This window comes from Arthrobacter sp., from assembly GCF_030540645.1.
Taxonomy (GTDB): domain Bacteria; phylum Actinomycetota; class Actinomycetes; order Actinomycetales; family Micrococcaceae; genus Specibacter.
In genome coordinates this window covers 1-17,600 of sequence record NZ_JAUNVV010000007.1, presented here as the reverse complement: position 1 = coordinate 17,600, position 17,600 = coordinate 1, and the positions used below count along the sequence as shown (strand labels likewise).

Sequence of the window (17,600 nt, the reverse complement as noted above, 5' to 3'; positions counted from 1 at the left end):
GCTTTGCTGGGTGGATCTGCCGTGGAGTCGCTGGATCGAGTGAGCCGTGAGCTGCCCAACGCCCACCCGAATGCCGCATTCATGGCAGTGCTGCGGCACTCGTGACGCCGGCGGTCATCATTTGCGGGGCCACCAGCAGCTGCGGGGGCTGTTGTGGTGATCGGAGGCCGCTATAGCAACGTCCGATCACCACAACGGCCCCCGCATGCTCCGAAAGTTTTCTGCAGCGGAATTCGACGACTCTCTACGAGCGGAAGCTCAACCACCTCGGCCACCGTCAGCCCAGTTTGCCGCCCAGGCGTTGGCGCATCAGCAGGCTTGAGTCGTTGAGGCCCACAACCTCCACGTCCTTGCCATGACGCCGGTACTTCTCTGTAATGGCGTCCAACGAGGCGATAGTCGAGGCATCCCACAGGTGGGAGCCGTGCAGGTCGATCACCACGTGGTCTGGGTCCAGTGCGTATTCGAACTGCGTGTAGAGGTCATTCGATGAGGCAAAGAAGAGTTCGCCATTCACCATATAGGTGGCAGTTTCCTGTCCGTTCAGGGTTTTCACAGTCCGTTCCACCGTCATGAAATGAGCCACACGGCGCGCAAACAGGACCATGGCCACCAGCACGCCCACACCGACGCCAATGGCCAGGTTGTGCGTGGCGACGGTGACGATCACGGTTGCAACCATGACCGTTGTTTCACTCTTGGGCATCATCTTCAAGGTCGAAGGGCGGATGCTGTGCCAGTCGAACGTGGCAATGGATACGAAGATCATCACGGCGACCAGAGCGGCCATCGGGATCAAGGAAACCACGTCACCCAAAACCACCACGAGGATCAACAGGAACAAACCTGCCAAGAATGTGGAGATGCGGGTCCGCCCGCCGGAGGCCTTCACATTGATCATGGTCTGGCCGATCATCGCACAACCGCCCATCCCACCGAAGAACCCCGTGACAATGTTCGCCGCACCCTGGCCCCAGGCTTCACGGGTCTTGGAAGAACGCGTGTCCGTGATGTCGTCCACAAGCTTCGCCGTCATCAACGATTCAAGCAGGCCCACAAACGCCATCGCAAGGGAGAAGGGGAAGATGATCTTCAAGGTTTCCAGGTTGAACGGCACGTTCGGCAACAACAGCGACGGCAGGGAATCGGGCAGCGCACCCTTGTCCCCCACCGTGGGAACGACGATCGCGGCGAACACCGTAATCAAGGTCAGCACCACAATGGCGACCAACGGTGCCGGAACGGCCTTCGTCAGCCGAGGCAGTCCGAAAATGATCAGCAAACCAACGGCTGCCAACGGGTAGACAAGCCATGGCACACCGAGCAGTTCGGGCACCTGGGACATGAAAATAAGGATCGCCAGCGCATTAACGAACCCGACCATGACCGAGCGCGGAATGAACCGCATCAACTTGGCCACTCCAAGCAAGCCCAGCACCACTTGGAAGACGCCAGCCAAAATGACAGCAGCGATCAAATATTCCAGGCCGTGGCTCTTCATCAACGGCGCAATGACCAGCGCAACGGCACCGGTGGCAGCCGAAATCATGGCCGGGCGCCCGCCCACAAAGGAAATCGTCACGGCCATGGTGAACGCGGCAAACAGACCGATCCGCGGATCCACCCCGGCAATAATCGAGAACGCGATCGCCTCCGGAATCAAAGCAAGTGCCACAACGAGTCCCGCCAGGACCTCCGTCTTGAGCCGGCGCGGGGACTTCAAAGCACCCCGAACGGATTGCAACTGCTCGGGAGTTAAAGCCGGGGCATCCCCGGCGGTCTTGACGGCCATTGCTGGCTCCGTTCATGGTCAGGACGGCACAGCGCGCCGCCTTCGCTTATTCAAAGAATAAGAAGAATGAGGGGCGCAACACCGCGCCGAGAAGGGCGGGCCACCCGAAGGGCCACACGCCACCCTCGCAACTCTACCTTAACGTGATGGTAGGGTTTGCTCGGAACAGGAGGGCGGCGCCCATGACAGCTAAAACAGGTATGACCATGCACATAGGTGAATTGGCAGAGCGTACCGGCCTGTCTTTACGCACCATCCGACACTACGACGATGTGGGGCTGCTCCCCGCAACCGCACGCACCGACGGAGGTTTCCGCGTCTATTCGGAGGCCGATTACGACCGCCTCCAAGTGATCAAGGCCATGAAACCGCTGGGCTTTTCGCTGGAGGAAATGGCTGAGATCCTCCAGCTCCTCTCCCCCGGGCACGACGGCGGAGCGGACTCCCCCACGGACGTCGCGGACCGCTTGGCTTCCTTCCGTGACCGTGCCATCCACCAGCGGGACAAGATGGCACGCAACCTCGCCCAGGCCGACGGATTCATAAAGCGCCTCGGCGGCTGACCCACGCCCCGCCCATGGTGGGCCGGACGGCGAAGCCAAGGGTCCGGCGTCGTGCTTCCTGAAAAGGGTGGAACAGGAGCGGATACCCCTATTGTTGAGTCAAGGGCGGCCGTTATTTCCGCCACGGGGCAAGAACGAAGCAACGGAGTTTTCATACGTGAAGGACCTTTCAAGTGCCGACGGCAACATCCTGATCGCAGATTTTGTCAACGTTGATGCGGCGGGGAAGGTAAACATCATCGGCGGCGGGGTGCAATTCCTGGGCTTCGATCCTGACACCGGGATGACCGCGCCGTTCTCGCTGTATGCCAGCATCACCGTCACGCTCCCCTCCCTCGATGAAGCGTCGGCGGCCATAGAGATCCTGCTCGTGGACGCCGACGGGCAGCCGGTGACGCTGACCGGGCCGGATGGACCCAACCAGCTGCGCTTCAACCAGTCGGTCGATTTTGCCCACGCCAGCAACCCCGCGGTCCAGCCGCCGCCCATGGGTTTCCCCGGCAGCTCAAACGTGGTGATGAACTTTCCCGGCGGGCTGCCGCTGCCGGCCGGATCCACCTATGAATGGGTGGTACTGATGGACGGGCGGCGTTTGTCCTCCACCACGTTCTTCGTGCCGGGGCCCGCTGGAGCGTAGTCGCGAAGACTCTGTAAGGAAGGGCGCTGTCTTTGGTGGCCTTGGAAAACCCGTTCCTAATTTTGCGCGGCGCCTGGATTTATGATCTCAATCTTCAGGCTTTTGAGATAGTCGACCAGCCAATCGAAGCCCCTGCCAGCTACATCACAGAATCGGTGCCGCTGGCATCCGCGTCCGGCAGCGCATTCGCCCGTGCAATGCTGCCATACCAGTGCGCGCTTGGTTTCGCAGTTCGCTCGAAAGTGCGTGGGTCCCAGGAAACGAGCCCGAACGTCGGGCGGAACCCACTGGCCCACTCGAAATTATCGAGCAGGCTCCAATGCAGGTATCCGATGACATCGATCCCCTCCGCAATCGTCGCCAACACCCCTTCCAGTGCTCCGCGTGTGTAGGCAATGCGACGTTCGTCGTCGTCTGTGGCGATTCCGTTCTCCGTCACCATGACAGGCGTGTGCCCGGTGGTTTCCCAGGCGGCGCGAATACCTTCAGCGGCAGCCAGCGGGTAGAACTCCCACCCGGTCAACGTTGTCTCGACGTCATCCGCCACCGGCAGCGGCCCGCCAGGCCCCACCAAAGTGCGCGTGTAGGCCTGGACACCCACGAAGTCATCCCCCGCAGCACGCTCGAGGTACCAGCCTTCACGCGGATAACCGTACCGAAGCACCTCTTCTTCGCTTCCTGGCTCCCCGGTGGCTTGGAATGCCTGCGTCGCCACCGTCCACCCAGACTTCAGCCCCGCACTGGAGAGCACACGACGGGCCCGCACATGGGCATCGTAGAGCCTGTCTGCGACCAGCAGATCGGGATTCGGCATTGCGTTTGCGACGAGGTTCGCCGCGTCCTCACCGCCCGCCAACATTGCGGCTATGTTCGGTTCGTTGATGGTGCATACGTACCGCACACCACTTGACACCACAGGCAGCGCCGCTTCAACGTAGCGTTCAAACAGTTCCGGCGCGTCATCCGCTCGCCAGAATCCGTCACGGTCGAACCATCGAGGCACCGTAAAATGCATCAGGGTCACGATGGGCTCGACTCCGTGGTCAAGACAGGCATCCACCATGCGCCGATAGTGGTCGATTTCCGCTAGCGAGACGAATCCGCGTTCCGGCTCAATGCGGGCCCACTCTATCGAGAACCGATACGAGTTGAGGCCGAGCTTGGCCAGCAGCCGGATGTCATCGGCGAAGCGATGGTAGGAGTCGGCCGCATCGCCGCTGGGTTCCACCACTGTGCTGTCCGGGGTGTGCTCCATGACCCACCAGTTGCTGTTGACGTTGTTGCCCTCTATTTGGTGGGCCGCTGTGGCCGCACCCCACAGAAAGCCGTCGGGGAACTTCACCGTCATCACTGAGACTCCGCTCGATTGTGCCGCCGTGCGCGCTCCTCATGAGCCCTGGCCGGATTAGGGATGGCTTCGAGCAGCGCACGCGTGTACTCGTCCTGTGGATCCAGCATGACGTCGGTCGTGGCGCCGCGTTCGACAACCTCACCCTCATGCAGCACGAGAATGTCGTCGGTGACCAGCCTGGCGCTCAGCAGGTCATGGGTGATGTAGAGCAGCGACACGCCCCGCTCGCGGCGAAGATCCTCGATAAGCTTCAGCACGCCTGCACGCAGTGACACGTCAAGCATCGAAACCGGCTCATCGGCGATGATGACCTGCGGATTGCACGCGAGGGCACGGGCGACGACGACGCGCTGGCGCTGGCCTCCGGAGAGTTGGTGAGGCAGCTTCGTCACGAAGCTCTCGGCCGGTGTAAGCCCCACCGTGTCCAGCAGATGCCGCACCTCGTCGCGTGCGTCATTGCCCCGCAATTGGGTGAAATTGCGGATCGGGCGAGAGAGCTGATACTCGACCGTCAGCACCGGGTTCTGCGCAGAATAGGGATCCTGAAAGATCATCTGCACGTCTTCGTGCAGCTTACGCAACCGCCGTTGCGGCAGCGTGGTGACGTCAAGATCGCCAAAGGCGATCCTTCCTTCCGACGGCTTCTCCACACCGGTGATGAGCTTCGCAATGGTCGACTTGCCTGATCCCGACTGGCCGACCAGTGCGAGCGCCTGGCCCGGCTCAAGTGTGAACGACACATTGCGCACCGCACGCACCGGATTATCTCCCCGACTGGGAGGCGGATACGTTTTCGACACGTTCTCGACCACGAGGCGCCGTGATGCCCTGCCCGTCTCACCCGCGGGAGTGTCCACCCCTGCGTCCGCACGGGTGAAATGCTCGAATCCCGGCAGCGACACCTTCTCGGCACGCGGATCCGCATAATGGCTGAGCAGCATTTTGGTGTAGTCATTTTGTGGGTCGCTAAGAATTCGGTCGCTCGGGGCATTCTCGACGATGCGACCCTTGTGCATCACCATGACCCGCTCGGTCGCCTCCAGCACAACACCCAAGTCATGGCTGATAAGAACTGCGGTAAAGCCCTCAGACTCCTGCAGTGTTGTGATGGTGTCCATCACTGCGTGTTGCACGAGGACATCGAGGGCAGTGGTGGGCTCATCGAAAACCATCAGCCGCGGCTCAAGTGACAGCGCAAGCGCAATGGACACGCGCTGACGCATCCCACCGGACAGTTCGGCAGGGTAGCGGGCTAGTACCCCTGGTGGCAGTTCGACCTTGTCGACCAGGTAACGCGCACGATCCCACCAATCCTTGCGCTGGACGTGCCCGTGCGCCTTGAAGATGTCCGTGAAGTGGTGCCCGATGGTGCGCACCGGGTTTAGGGCATTCATCCCGGACTGCAGCACCATCGCGAAACCGCCTTGGCGTTGACGCCGCAGGGACTCCGGATCCATCTCGCGGATGTCGCGGCCGTCGAACACGACATTTCCGCCGGTGATCACTGCCGGAGGCTTCTGCAACCGGGTGATCGCAAAACCAAGGGTGGACTTCCCCGAACCAGATTCGCCGACAAGGCCCACAAATTCACCTTTGCGCAGCGAGAACGAGACCCGATCAACTGCCTGGACCGGTGGCACTTCGTCCGACTCATAAGCCACCGACAGGTTCCTCACATCGAGCAGAAAATCATCTGCCCGGGCGTCACCGTTCGGCCCGCGACCGGCCATTGTTGAGCTCATTGCTGCACCTTCCGTACGTCGACGTCGACGTCGTCCGCCCCCTCCGTCGCTTCGTTGAACTGACGGTCGGCATCGCCTCCGGCCTGATCGGTGGGGGTGGGTGTGCCCTTCGGGCCGCGTCGCCGACGGCTTCCCGTTTCACGCAAGCGCGGGTTGCTGATCACGTCAACACCGAAGTTGATGAGCGTCAGGCTCATGGCCAGCAGTGCAATGCAGAGCCCCGGCGCGAACAACAGCACCCACTGACCTGTCAGGAGCGCACTGGAATTCTGTGCCCAGTAGAGCATCGTGCCCCAACTGACGATGCTGGAGTCGCCAAGCCCCAGGAATTCAAGTCCCGCTTCCGCCAAGATGGCAGCGGTGGCCGCACCGAAGAAGCTGCTGGCGATGATCGAGATCATGTTGGGGAGAATTTCGCGGAAGATGATCCTCGGGGCACTGTCGCCGGAGAATCGTGCGGCGATCACAAAGTCGCGTCCACGGAGTGACTGCGTCTGGCTGCGCAGTACACGCGCGCCCCAGGCCCACCCCGTGATGACAATCACGACGATGATCACGGTAATGCCGCCGTTCTGCAGGTACGTCGCGATCACAATCATGAGTGGTAGCGCCGGGATTACCAAGAACAGGTTCACTATGAAGTTGATGGTGTCGCTGACGAAACCGCGCAAATAGCCCCAGCCAAGGCCGATCACGACTGCAACGACCGTCGCAAGCCCTCCGGCAACGACGCCCACGAGCACGCTGATGCGCGCACCGTAGATGAGCTGGCTGAATACGTCTTCCCCGGCTGCCGTCGTGCCCAACCAGTGCTCGGCGGAGCCGTTTGCGCTGCGCGGGAAGGTGTTGACGGTGGCCCCGTACGGGGCCACAAGAGGCCCAAAGATGGCGGCGAGCACGAAGACGGCAAGGATGATGACACCGATGCGCGCCTTCTTATTTGACCAGATCACACCAAACGATCGTGCGAACGAGCGGAACACGTTGGGCTTTGACCCCGGGCCTTTGGGGAGTCGCACCGTGGATGTGTTGGTCATCGGTGCGTCCTCGGGTCTAGAATTCCGTACAGGATGTCGACCAGGAAGTTCGCGACGAGCACACTGAGCGTGATCATCAGGAATAAGGCTTGCATCAGCGGGAAGTCTTGGTTGATCACGGCGTTGAAGAGCAGATACCCGACGCCCGGATAACCGAAGACCTGTTCAACGAGGATGGATCCGCCGACCACACCACCCAACGCAAGGCCAAACCCGGTGAGGTTCGGCAGGATCGCGTTGCGGGCCGCGTAGCGGAGTGCGACAGTGCGGCCCTTGAGACCGTTCGCTTCCGCAAACGTAATGTAGTCATCGCCAAGTGTGTTGATCATGGCGTTACGCATACCAAGGATCCAGCCACCGAGCGACGTGACGAACAAGGTGACCGCCGGCAGGATCGCATGGTAGATCGCATCGCCGAAGAACGAGAAGGAAAGGTTGGGTTCCACTGTCGGGGCGTAGGCTCCCGAGGTTGGGAAAAGGTGTGCGACGTAGCCCAAAAAGAACAGCAGTAACAATGCTACCCAAAAGTAGGGGAATGTGCTGAGGAAGCTGCCGGTCAGGGTGGGCACCGTGTCTCGCCATGTGCCGCGCCGCCAAGCCGCCGAGGCTCCGAGCAGTGTGCCGACGATGAACGCGACAATCGTGGTGATCCCCACGAGAGTGATTGTGTAGGGCAGCGCACGCATGACCAAGGATTCCACGGACTCAGGGAAGAAGGTGTAAGAGACACCAAAGTTCAGCGTCACCACCTGATGCAAGTATTCGATGTACTGCTGCCAGATGTTGCCGGACGGTACACCGAGCTGTGCCTCGATGGCATGTTTCGTCGCAGCCGATACCGGACCGCTCTGCGAGAGTTTCGCTATCGCTGCGTCCGCGGGTGAGCCGGGCATTAACCGCGGCAGGATGAAATTCAGCGTCACGGCCGCCCACAAAGTCAGTAGAAACAGCCCGACCTTGCTGAGCCAGTATCGCAAGGACGACGACAGGATTGGCGCGCGGTATTTCCCTTCCCGTGGCCCAACACTTGCATCCGACACCGCCTCAGACATCACTTGCCCCCCTCGTCTTTCTTCAGGTGGGTAAGGATCGCGAGTGGTGCGACTCCATACGTCTGCGGCGCCATGTAGGCGTCGTTCGCACTCGGCCACCCGGTAAACTTCTGAGTGCTGAACAGGCCCCACAGTCCCCCGTAGTACAGCCCGATCACCGGCAGCTGCTGGTACATGATCTGCTGCAGCCCGCGGATGGATTGTTGCTGCTCCGTGGCGTCCGTAGTCCCTTGGTACGCAGCGAGCAACCTGTCGGCTTCCGCGTTCTTAAATCGTTGGAAGTTGTTGGAAGCCTGCTTGCCCGTCGGCTCGTAAAAGGTCGAGGACAGCAGATTGTTGTATGCCTGAAAGACGTCGCCTCCGCCGGTGCCTCCCATGGCCATGTCATAGTCACCATTGGCAAGCGCCGCTTGGTATCCTGCGGGCTGGGGAGCCTTGATCGTCACCTTTATGCCCACTTCACCGAGTTGCTTGCCGACCTCCTGCACCGCACGCAGCCAGTCGGAATAGCCGTTGGCTGTCGTAATCGCGAAGGAAAGCTGCTCGCCAGCGGAGTTCACAAGGCTGCTGCCCTTCAGCGTGTATCCGGCCTTCTGGAAATAATCCATCGCGGCCTTCTTATCTTGCGTGATGAGCCCGCTGTTGGGGATTGACGGATCAAGGTACTTCTTCTGGTTCGGCAGCAGCAGCCCCACTGTCGTGGCAGCCTCCATGTACCCCTCGGATGCTGAGCCCGCAATGCGGTCGCGGTCCAGTGCGTGAGAAATTCCCTGACGCAGGTTCTCATCGTTGAATGGCGCCTTGGTGAGATTGGGAACAAGCGAGATGACACCACCCACCGGGAACCACCACTTATTGCTCTGGTTGGCCTTGCCCCAAGTACCCTTCACATCGGAGATGAACGCATACGCCCAGTCGTAGCCCTTGGCAACAAGGTCAAGTTGCGTATTTGTCGCGGGAAGCACAATGTGCTCCACCTGGATCTTGTCTGCCTGCCAGTAACTCGGGTTGCGATCCATTGAATACTGTTGGGGCGCAAACGCCCCAACAGTGAAGGGACCAGTGCCGACAGGATTGGGGTCTTCGTAGGTCGTCGGGGTTTTCACGTCTTTCCAATGACGTTCCGAGACGATGAGGGTGTTGCCGATAATGGCGACGGCGGGTGAGTCAGGCTTCTTGAGATGGAAGACGACGTGGTCACCCTTCGCCTCGACGCTCGCAAGGCTCGCCCATGCGCCGAACGAGTCAAGAGCGGGGAATTTCTTCAGCAACTCGAACGTGAAGATCACATCCCCGACGGTCATCATGTGCCCATCGCTCCAGCTGACGCCTGATCGGATCGTCATATCAATCGTGGACGCGTTAGGCAGCGTGTACTTCGATGCGAGCCAGGGTGTCAGCTCACCATCGAGAGGATTCTGCAGGATGAGCGGTTCGAAAACATAGTTCGTGGCCGTGCGCTTGTTTGGCAGAAACGGGTTGAATACCCGTTGAAAAGTAGGGGACCCGGTATCCCCGGACACGAGCATGGTGTCGGAGCCGAGCGACGGATCAGGCTGAGAGTGAATTTGGATGTTGCAGCCAGCCAGAGTGGCTGCCATGACTACAGCCAAGACGACGGCGAGCGCGGACCGCAGCCCTCCCCTGACGGGCTGCAGCGTGCCTCGGAACGGGAGCATCGGAGCCTCCTTCGCCTGCGAAAAGTCGCGAACGTCGGTCTCACTGCTGATCCGGCTAATTTTAGTCATTTGCCTTCCCCTTGGCAACGAACAGTTCTCATCGTCCCGGAGCGTCCGCCACCCAACCCGGCCAGCCGCCATATTCGTCCATGGGATTCAGCACTTCGCCCTGCCTAACAAGCCTCGAAATTTCACGCGCACGTTGGTAGCCTTCCACTCAATGGCTGCTCTGCCTTGGCCCACAACAGTGAAAGGTGCCTCACATGAACGGGTTTCCGCTGGATTACGAACTTTACGAGCTCGGAGATTTCAAGCCTCAAGGAGGTGCAACGCTACGAGGGGCGCGCCTGGCTTACAAAACGTACGGCATGCTCAACGCCGAGAAGAGCAACGCGATTGTGTACCCCACCTGGTATTCCGGACGCCATTGGGACAACGAATGGCTGATCGGGGAAGGCAAGGCCCTTGATCCGGCCAAGTACTTCATCATCGTCCCGAACATGATTGGCAACGGGCTTTCCAGTTCCCCGAGCAACATGCCAGCCCCCTACAACGCGGGCCGTTTCCCCAACGTCACGTTCTACGACCAAGTGGAGGCGCAGCACCAACTCGTGGCGGAGCACTTTGGCATCGAGACACTGGCCCTTGTCACCGGGTGGTCCATGGGCGCCGGGCAGACGTACCAATGGGCCGTCAGCTACCCGGACATGGTCCAGCGCGCCCTGCCATTCTGCGGCTCCTCCAAGACCAGCCCGCACAACTTCGTGTTCCTCGAAGGTGTGAAGGCGGCACTGCAGGCCGACGCCGCCTTCAAGGACGGCTTCTACACTGAGCAGCCAACACGTGGAATTCGCGCGGTGGCGCGGGTCTACGCCGGTTGGGGATTCTCGCAGGCCTTCTACTGGGACCGCGTCTACGAGCACATGGGATTCTCGGCACGTCTGGGCCTCGATCTCGCTTTCTCCTCGCTGGAGGACTTCCTTGTCTGGTATTGGGAAGGCCACTTTCTGGGCCAGCGCGACGCCAACGACCTCCTCACCCAACTGTGGACGTGGCAGCATGGCGACGTCGGGGCAACGCCCGGCTTCGACGGCGACCACATCAAGGCGTTGCAGTCCATCAAGGCCAAGTTGATCGCGCTGCCAGCCAAAAAGGACCTGTATTTCTGCCCTGAAGATGAGGAGTACGCCTCCCAATACATTCCCAACGGTGAAGTCCGCGTCATCCCTGGGGTGTGGGGTCACTTTGCCGGCAGCGGCGACAGCCCAGTGGACGCCGCCTACATTGACAGTGTCGCGAAGGAGCTTCTGGACAGCTGAGTGTAGGGCCGTTGGAGGAAGCTTACGATGGTGATGTCAGTGATCAGGCGTGGTGGAGCTCAAGGAAGGTTCAATGACAAAGCCCAAGGCGGACGAACAAGCCGTACCCCGAATATTCACCATCGGCCATTCAACCCACGATTTTGACGACTTGGTTCAGATGCTGCGCGCCAACGGCGTGACTGAACTGGTCGACGTGCGGTCCATTCCAGGCTCGCGGAAGTACCCGCAGTGGAACCAGGAAGCGATCAAGAGCGAAATGCCCAAAGACATCCAGTACCGGTGGCTGAAGGATCTCGGTGGCCGCAGGTACACGCCGGTCGGTGTCGCCACCCCCAATGGCGGGTGGCGGGTCAAGGCCTTCAGCGACTACGCCGACTACATGGCAACCGACGACTTCCATGCGGGGCTCGACGAACTGTTGCACATCGCTACCGAGTCGGTGCCTGCCATCATGTGCAGCGAAGCCGTGCCGTGGCGGTGCCACCGGCGACTCATCACGGACGCGCTGCTGGTCAAGGGTGCGGAGGTGTCCCACATCATGTCCGCAACATCGACCAAACCTGCAGAAATGACCCCGTTCGCCGTGGTGGAACACGGCAAAATCACCTACCCCGCTTCAGAGTGAAGCCACCGCAGGCTACCGCAGGAATTCCCGACCCGGCCAGCGTGACACTGTCTCGGCGCCGGCCATGAACGCGTCGTAGTCCATGCCGGGCACCACACCGCGCCACATCTTCTGTGCCAGCAACCCGAACGTGGGCTCGATCATGCCGTGCATCACGTGCTCGTCGTAGTCCTTCAGAACTAGATCGTTCCACAGCGCGCTGGCCGCCCCCAGCAGCTGCGGATGCTGCGGGTAGAGGTTCTTCCCATCCCCAAAAACGTGCGGCTCCCAGGTCTCGAACAGCAGCCGGCCGTCCAGCGGGCCGCCGTGGTAGTAGTCCGCAAACGGCACGATGTACAGGAATTCGTCATTGGTGTTGACGATCTTGTAGCCGTCGGCCACGGCCGCCTGGCCGCTGTACCAATCGTTGTTCCAGGAGCACATCAACACGTCCCGGTTGTAGCCCGTCTCCAGGTCCCCGGCGCCGTTGGCCATGGCGCTCAGGCTCCCCCAGGCCATGGGCTGCTTGCCGAGTGAGCGCACATGGGCGCTGATCTCATTGAAGAACTGCTTGTACTCCGGCTCGTGGGCCTTGGCGTATTCGTCGGCACCAAAGTGCACCACAGGACCGGCAAACCACGGCACAAACTCCGTGAACAGCTCCTTGATCAGCTCCGTAGCTTCTGGGCGGGACAGATCCAGCATGTCCGAGTCCCCGCCGTTGAGCCCCAGCTCCGGCTTCCACTTGATGAGCGAACGGGCGTGGGCAGGAACGTCGATCTCCGGCACCAGGTTCACGTGGTGCGCCGCCGCCAGCTCCTCCAACCTCTCCCACTCCGCCCGGGAGTAGCTTCCATCCATCGCCGCCAGCCCGGCAAACCGCGGGTTCTCGGACTCCAGCCGGAACGCCTGCTGTGCCACATCCCAGCTGCGCTGGGTGTCCTTGGCAATTTCATTGTCATTGAGGTGCACCAGGAACGTGTTCAGCTTGAACCAGCCCATGTACCGCACCATGTCGGCCAGATACCCCAGCTCCGAAAAGCGGCGCCCCACGTCCAGCATGAAACCGCGCACCGGGTAGTTGGGCCAGTCCACGGCGGTGCCGCAGGGCAGCTCGGTGGAGGCAAGCAGCATCTGCAGCAACGACCGGGTGGCCCAGAAAACGCCCGTCAGCGTCCTGCTGGCAAGCACGACGCCGGTCCCCACCGTCAGCACATAGCCCTCAGCTGCCGCCGTGGCATAGTCGGTGCCAAAGTCCAGCTTCGGGTCCAGGACCAGCATGATGTCGCCTGCGCTGGCATTCCCGCCTGCTGCAGAGGCGGCTGTGCCGGTGAGTCCGGTCAGCTCGGCGATCTCCGCGACCAGCTGCGTGGCCGTGGCCTCCAGCGAACTGTCCGCCCAGAGCACCCGGAAGCCGTCCGCCAGAGCCAGGGATCCGGCGTCGGCGCTCCAGCGTTGGAGGGCGGGAACCACCACGGGGGCGGAACTGTGGGTGGCGGGGACTTCAGTGAAGGTCATCAGGTGCATCCGTTTCCGTGGGGTGTCGGTTTCCAGGGGTGGGTCAAAAGACTGGTCCCAAGTCTATGAGCTTGGCAGGGACTCAAACCGACCGGTGCGTCGCACAGCCGCCGCCCTGCCCGGAACGGTAGTATCCAGTGCACTGCAAGGGGATCGCTTTCAACGGGGATGGAATCATGGGACAGCAAACAAGCACCGCTCAGCAAACCAACGATCGGGCGCGCCAAATAGTCGTGGCGGTAAGCGCCGTCGTCGCCGTTGTTGGTTCCTTCATTGGTTCCGGTGCTGCCGGCGGCACCCAAATCCAGAATGCATCCAACGGCGCACTGGCTGCCGACGCCACGTTGATTGCCCCCGGCGGGTCCGCGTTTTCCATCTGGAGTGTGATCTATCTGGGGCTGATGGCCTACGCGGTGTGGCAGTTCCTGCCCGCCCAAAAGACCGCACCCCGGCACCGCCTGCTCGGCTACCCCGCTACAGCATCCCTGCTGCTGAACGCCGCGTGGATCCTGAGCATCCAGTTTGACCTGCTTTGGCTCAGCGTCCCGATCATCATTGCCCTGCTGGCCGTGCTGGCCCGGATTTTTGTGCTCATGCTGCACAACAAGCCGCTCAACACGCTGGACGCCGTGATTACCGACGGCACCATGGGCCTGTACCTGGGCTGGGTGTGCGTGGCCACTGCGGCCAACATTGCCGCAGTGTTGGTGGCCTCCGACTTTGGCGGCTTTGGCTTGAATGCGAATGCTTGGGCGGTGGTGGTGCTCGCCGTGGCGGCCGCCGTCGGAATTGCGCTGGCCATCTATGGCCGCGGTCGGCTGTCCCCTACCGCCTCCCTGTGCTGGGGCCTGGCGTGGGTGGCTGCGGCCCGGCTCAACGGAGACCTGCTGTCCACACCCGCAGCGATCGCGGCAATCGTGGGAGTCGTGGTGGTTCTTGCCGTCACTGTTACCACTCGTCTTCGCGCGAGCCGGGGTTAGCGTGGGGGGTGTGGTCCCGGGCACCACTCACCCAGGGTTTGCTCCAGGGCGCGCCCGGCGTGGGTTCCGCGTTGCGGCAGCCAGGCTGGCGGCAATGTGAAGGTCAAGCAGGTTCCCGGAGGTGCGCGGGTCCCCGCCCAGCAGGTCCTCGATCTTGTTCAACCGCTTGTGCATCGTCTGCCGCTCAATGTTCAAGGTGAGCGCCGATGCCGTGGTGTTGCACCCCGAGTCCAGCCAGCACAGCAGGCTCGCCAGCAGGGCCGTGCCGTGCTTCCGATCCCAGGCCAGCACCTCTCCGACACTTGAACGTACATACACTTCCAAAAAACCCGGCTCGGGCACCGCGCCGAGAATTCGCCGGGTCAGGAACTTCATGGCATCAGAGACCTCGCCCGCTTCAGGCAGCCCCAGGGCCAGTGTTGCCTGTGCCTCCACATAGGACTCGTGCGCGCGGAGGCCGTCGGCCACGGTCGGCCCGAACGCCGCGCAGGCGTCCGTGCCGCGCACTGCGTCCCGCCCTATGCGGAGCAGCTCTTCGCGGGCCTTCCGCGCGTTGTCGCGTGGCAGGGCAAACAGCACGGCCAGCTCCCCGTCCCACAGGTGCGACTTGGCATTCGCTCCCCCCGCCTGCAGTGCCCGTTCGACGGCGGAGAAGTTCGCTTCCCTGCCTGAGGTGTGAAAAACGGCCATGACCGCAGCCTGCCCCGGCTGCAGCCCGGCCTGCAGCCACAGCGTCTGGATTGTTCGGGCGCCGCCACCCTCGATCACAGCTTCCAACAGGCGTGCATCGGCAATCTGGGCCGGCGTGGGCCGGAAGGCCTGTGCCAGGGCCAGGGCCAGGATGCTGGAGAGCCGGTCGGCCGCCAGCTCCAACAAGAAAGGGTCCGGAGACGTTGAACGGAGCGTCAGCTGGGCAGCCAGCTGACCCCCGACCACTATGCCGGCCACCGCCTTTGACCCTTCCTCCTCAACAGCAGCGCCTGAATGACCCAAGTGCAGGCCGTCTGCAGCAGTCAGGGACACCTCTGCCGCCAGAGCCCCGGCAACCATGTCGAGAATGGTGGGCAGGTGGGGGCCCCTGTCGGTGATCTGGCGGGCAATGCGACGGGAGACGTCATCCACCACCAAGTGGGCATCCGCCTGCTCATTGACAACCAAGCGGTTCACCGTCTCGGCAATGTCAACAAAGGGGGCCACCGCGCGAAGGTCGATCAGCGGCAGTCCATTCTCATTGGCCGCCGCGATGAGCCGCTCCGGCAAAGTTATGGCCTGATCCGCCGTCTGCACGGCCAGCGCAGCGATGTTCCGCGCTGCCAGGCTGCGGACATACTCTTCCTGCTCCTGCGGGGGAAGGGCCAGCAGCGCCTCTCCGCCGGAGAGCAGCAGCTCGCCTCCTCGCAGGAGCGGGGCAATTTCGAGGACCTCGCTTGAATGCACCCACCGGACAACGCGGCGCAAGGTGCCCGGCACGTTGCTGCGCAGCATGGGGTCAGCGGCGGACATGGCATCCGAAGCTAGGACTTCTGCAAGCGTGATCATGAAAGTCCCGTCATCGATGTGCGACATTTAGTCATCTTTATTCAACTTAGTGTAGTCATAATGTCTCTATGAAGTGGCGTAAATCACCAATAAGCTGAAACAACCTTCCACTCCCATCACAACGTAGTGAATTGAGACCTTCATGAACCAGGCAAGACAACGATCGCACGAATCAGCGGTCGTCGAGGTTGAAGATGTCCTCCAGCCCATTCCCGAATCTGCACGGACCACGAAGCTGTCGGGCCAATTCTGGATCTGGGCAGGCGCCAACGTCGCCCCCATCAACTGGATCCTCGGAGCCCTCGGCATCCACATGGGGCTCGGGCTGCGCGACACCATAACCGTCCTGATCGCAGGCAACATCATCGGCATGATGGGTTTTGGATTCTTCGTAATCCTGGGCCAGCGGACCGGTGCCACCGGCATGTTGCTGGCCCGTGGCGCGTTTGGACGGCGCGGCGCTTACCTCCCGGCCGCCATCCAGGCAACGATTGCCATTGGCTGGTCCGCCGTGAACACGTGGGTCATCCTTGACCTGGTCATGGCACTGTTCGGCATGATCGAATGGGTGGACCCCAGCCAGCGGAACATCCTCGTACGCATCACGATTGCGGCCGTGATCATGACCATCCAGGTGGCGATCTGCTACCGCGGCTACCGGGCGATCTCGAAGTTCGAGCGGATCACCATGCCGCCCACCATCATCGTGCTGGTCGTCATGTCCATCATTGCCTGGACCCACCTTGACATCAACTGGGGCTACGCGGGGCCTGCCGGCGCCATCCTTGAAGGCATGCCGCGGATCGCTGCGATGTCATCGATCATGACCGTCATTGGCATCGGATGGGGCATTGGCTGGTTCACGTACGCCCCCGACTACTCCCGCTTCGTCAGCCGCAAGGTCAAGCCTGCCAAGTTGTACCTGGTCAGTGTCCTGGGCCAGTTCCTGCCGGTCGTCTGGCTGGGCATCCTTGGCGCCAGCCTGGCCACGAAGAACGGCTCGGCAGACCCCGGGGAATTGATTGTCTCCAGTTTCGGCACCATGGCCATCCCCGTCATCCTTCTGGTCATCCACGGCCCGATCGCCACGAACATTATCAACCTCTACACCTTTGGCGTCGCCTTCCAGGCGCTGGACGTCAAGATCTCCCGCCGCAAGCTCTCAATCATGGTGGGCATTCTGTCCATGTGCGCGGTTGTCGGCTTCATGTTCGCGGAAGACTTCGCGACGCTCCTGGACTCCTGGCTTGGCGCCATCGTCGCCTGGGTGGCCACTTGGGGCGGCATCATGGCTGTCCACTACTTCATTTTCGAACGGCACCACAAGGATTTCTCCTATCTCTTCGTGGATCCGAAGTCGACAGCACTCAAAGCCATCAACCCCCCGGCCTTCATTGCCTTCTTCGCCGGCATCCTCATGACGTGGTTGTTCATGAACGGCGGAATCCCTGCCCTGCAGGGCCCCCTCTCCAAGGCAATCGGCGGGCTCGACCTTTCATGGCTGGCTGGCACCATCACCGCCTCAACCATCTATTTCGCCCTTGGCTACCCGCGCTTCCGCAAACGCATCAGGGCCGGCGTGCCCCTTGGCATCCGCACCGATCTGCCGGAAGCTGCGGTGCTGGCAGAGCACGGCGATGCCTGCGCAGAAAAGACCCCAGTACCGGAACCCGTGGCCTAAGACCGCCCCTGCCACCCAAATTTCACCATCAATGCAAAGGAATACCCACATGAGCATCAGCCTTCCCACCACCGCAACCAACGTCTCCGAGCTGGAGCGGTTG

General features: G+C 61.6%; 14 protein-coding genes. 6 read left to right on the top strand and 8 right to left on the bottom strand.

Annotated elements, in window-relative coordinates:
• Nucleotides 1-277: 277 nt before the first annotated feature.
• Nucleotides 278-1,792 (bottom strand): SulP family inorganic anion transporter, encoded by a 1,515-nt coding sequence (locus Q4P21_RS02590; protein WP_303387302.1) that lies wholly within the window; start codon nucleotides 1,790-1,792, stop codon nucleotides 278-280.
• A gap of 182 nt (nucleotides 1,793-1,974) precedes the next feature.
• Here Q4P21_RS02590 and Q4P21_RS02585 point away from each other — a divergent pair, with 182 nt between their 5' ends.
• Nucleotides 1,975-2,355, top strand: coding sequence for a MerR family transcriptional regulator (locus tag Q4P21_RS02585; RefSeq protein WP_303387301.1), 381 nt, complete (start codon nucleotides 1,975-1,977; stop codon nucleotides 2,353-2,355).
• A gap of 157 nt (nucleotides 2,356-2,512) precedes the next feature.
• Nucleotides 2,513-2,992: a hypothetical protein gene (locus Q4P21_RS02580; protein ID WP_303387300.1), complete on the top strand. Its 480-nt coding sequence runs from the start codon at nucleotides 2,513-2,515 to the stop codon at nucleotides 2,990-2,992.
• Nucleotides 2,993-3,131: 139 nt separating this feature from the next.
• Here the strand turns inward: Q4P21_RS02580 and Q4P21_RS02575 are convergent, their stop codons facing one another.
• The 5 genes from Q4P21_RS02575 to Q4P21_RS02555 all read right to left on the bottom strand — a co-directional run bounded on the left by Q4P21_RS02575 (nucleotide 3,132) and on the right by Q4P21_RS02555 (nucleotide 9,775).
• Nucleotides 3,132-4,340, bottom strand: a complete 1,209-nt coding sequence (locus Q4P21_RS02575) for a glycoside hydrolase family 1 protein (protein ID WP_303387299.1) — start codon at nucleotides 4,338-4,340, stop codon at nucleotides 3,132-3,134.
• Nucleotides 4,340-6,085, bottom strand: a complete 1,746-nt coding sequence (locus tag Q4P21_RS02570; protein WP_303387298.1) for an ABC transporter ATP-binding protein — start codon at nucleotides 6,083-6,085, stop codon at nucleotides 4,340-4,342. The genes Q4P21_RS02575 and Q4P21_RS02570 overlap by 1 nt, the downstream gene beginning before the upstream one ends.
• On the bottom strand, nucleotides 6,082-7,122 hold the full coding sequence (locus Q4P21_RS02565; RefSeq protein WP_303387297.1) for an ABC transporter permease: 1,041 nt from the start codon (nucleotides 7,120-7,122) through the stop codon (nucleotides 6,082-6,084). Before Q4P21_RS02565 ends, Q4P21_RS02570 begins: the two co-directional genes overlap by 4 nt.
• Entirely contained in the window at nucleotides 7,119-8,099 is a 981-nt protein-coding gene (locus Q4P21_RS02560) for an ABC transporter permease (RefSeq protein WP_207346105.1), read from the bottom strand. The genes Q4P21_RS02565 and Q4P21_RS02560 overlap by 4 nt, the downstream gene beginning before the upstream one ends.
• Nucleotides 8,100-8,173: 74 nt before the next feature.
• Entirely contained in the window at nucleotides 8,174-9,775 is a 1,602-nt protein-coding gene (locus tag Q4P21_RS02555) for an ABC transporter substrate-binding protein (protein WP_303387296.1), read from the bottom strand.
• Nucleotides 9,776-10,116: 341 nt separating this feature from the next.
• Between Q4P21_RS02555 and Q4P21_RS02550 the strand changes: the two genes are divergently transcribed.
• Complete coding sequence (locus Q4P21_RS02550) at nucleotides 10,117-11,172, top strand: alpha/beta fold hydrolase (RefSeq protein WP_303387295.1); 1,056 nt, start codon at nucleotides 10,117-10,119, stop codon at nucleotides 11,170-11,172.
• 73 nt (nucleotides 11,173-11,245) lie between these two features.
• Nucleotides 11,246-11,800, top strand: coding sequence for a DUF488 family protein (locus Q4P21_RS02545; protein ID WP_303387294.1), 555 nt, complete (start codon nucleotides 11,246-11,248; stop codon nucleotides 11,798-11,800).
• A gap of 12 nt (nucleotides 11,801-11,812) precedes the next feature.
• On the opposite strand, the gene Q4P21_RS02540 is transcribed toward Q4P21_RS02545, so the two are convergent.
• Nucleotides 11,813-13,297 (bottom strand): family 20 glycosylhydrolase, encoded by a 1,485-nt coding sequence (locus Q4P21_RS02540; RefSeq protein ID WP_303387293.1) that lies wholly within the window; start codon nucleotides 13,295-13,297, stop codon nucleotides 11,813-11,815.
• A gap of 176 nt (nucleotides 13,298-13,473) precedes the next feature.
• Between Q4P21_RS02540 and Q4P21_RS02535 the strand changes: the two genes are divergently transcribed.
• Nucleotides 13,474-14,277, top strand: coding sequence for a TspO/MBR family protein (locus tag Q4P21_RS02535; protein WP_303387292.1), 804 nt, complete (start codon nucleotides 13,474-13,476; stop codon nucleotides 14,275-14,277).
• Between the two features lie 27 nt (nucleotides 14,278-14,304).
• On the opposite strand, the gene Q4P21_RS02530 is transcribed toward Q4P21_RS02535, so the two are convergent.
• A complete protein-coding gene (locus tag Q4P21_RS02530) occupies nucleotides 14,305-15,843 on the bottom strand; it encodes a PucR family transcriptional regulator (protein ID WP_303387291.1) in 1,539 nt (512 codons plus the stop codon).
• Between the two features lie 115 nt (nucleotides 15,844-15,958).
• Between Q4P21_RS02530 and Q4P21_RS02525 the strand changes: the two genes are divergently transcribed.
• Nucleotides 15,959-17,497 carry a cytosine permease gene (locus Q4P21_RS02525; RefSeq protein ID WP_303387290.1) on the top strand — a complete coding sequence of 513 codons (1,539 nt, stop codon included), beginning with the start codon at nucleotides 15,959-15,961 and terminating at the stop codon, nucleotides 17,495-17,497.
• The last annotated feature ends 103 nt before the right edge of the window (nucleotides 17,498-17,600 follow it).

Bases quoted from the DNA above. Each gene is read 5' to 3' on its own strand.
- Q4P21_RS02585 (WP_303387301.1), top strand. From the start codon at position 1,975: ATGACAGCTAAAACAGGTATGACCATGCACATAGGTGAATTGGCAGAG.
- Q4P21_RS02530 (WP_303387291.1), bottom strand. From the start codon at position 15,843: ATGTCGCACATCGATGACGGGACTTTCATGATCACGCTTGCAGAAGTC.
- Q4P21_RS02575 (WP_303387299.1), bottom strand. From the start codon at position 4,340: ATGACGGTGAAGTTCCCCGACGGCTTTCTGTGGGGTGCGGCCACAGCG.
- Q4P21_RS02570 (WP_303387298.1), bottom strand. From the start codon at position 6,085: ATGAGCTCAACAATGGCCGGTCGCGGGCCGAACGGTGACGCCCGGGCA.
- Q4P21_RS02590 (WP_303387302.1), bottom strand. From the start codon at position 1,792: ATGGCCGTCAAGACCGCCGGGGATGCCCCGGCTTTAACTCCCGAGCAG.
- Q4P21_RS02550 (WP_303387295.1), top strand. From the start codon at position 10,117: ATGAACGGGTTTCCGCTGGATTACGAACTTTACGAGCTCGGAGATTTC.
- Q4P21_RS02545 (WP_303387294.1), top strand. From the start codon at position 11,246: ATGACAAAGCCCAAGGCGGACGAACAAGCCGTACCCCGAATATTCACC.
- Q4P21_RS02535 (WP_303387292.1), top strand. From the start codon at position 13,474: ATGGGACAGCAAACAAGCACCGCTCAGCAAACCAACGATCGGGCGCGC.
- Q4P21_RS02540 (WP_303387293.1), bottom strand. From the start codon at position 13,297: ATGACCTTCACTGAAGTCCCCGCCACCCACAGTTCCGCCCCCGTGGTG.
- Q4P21_RS02565 (WP_303387297.1), bottom strand. From the start codon at position 7,122: ATGACCAACACATCCACGGTGCGACTCCCCAAAGGCCCGGGGTCAAAG.
- Q4P21_RS02525 (WP_303387290.1), top strand. From the start codon at position 15,959: ATGAACCAGGCAAGACAACGATCGCACGAATCAGCGGTCGTCGAGGTT.
- Q4P21_RS02555 (WP_303387296.1), bottom strand. From the start codon at position 9,775: ATGGCAGCCACTCTGGCTGGCTGCAACATCCAAATTCACTCTCAGCCT.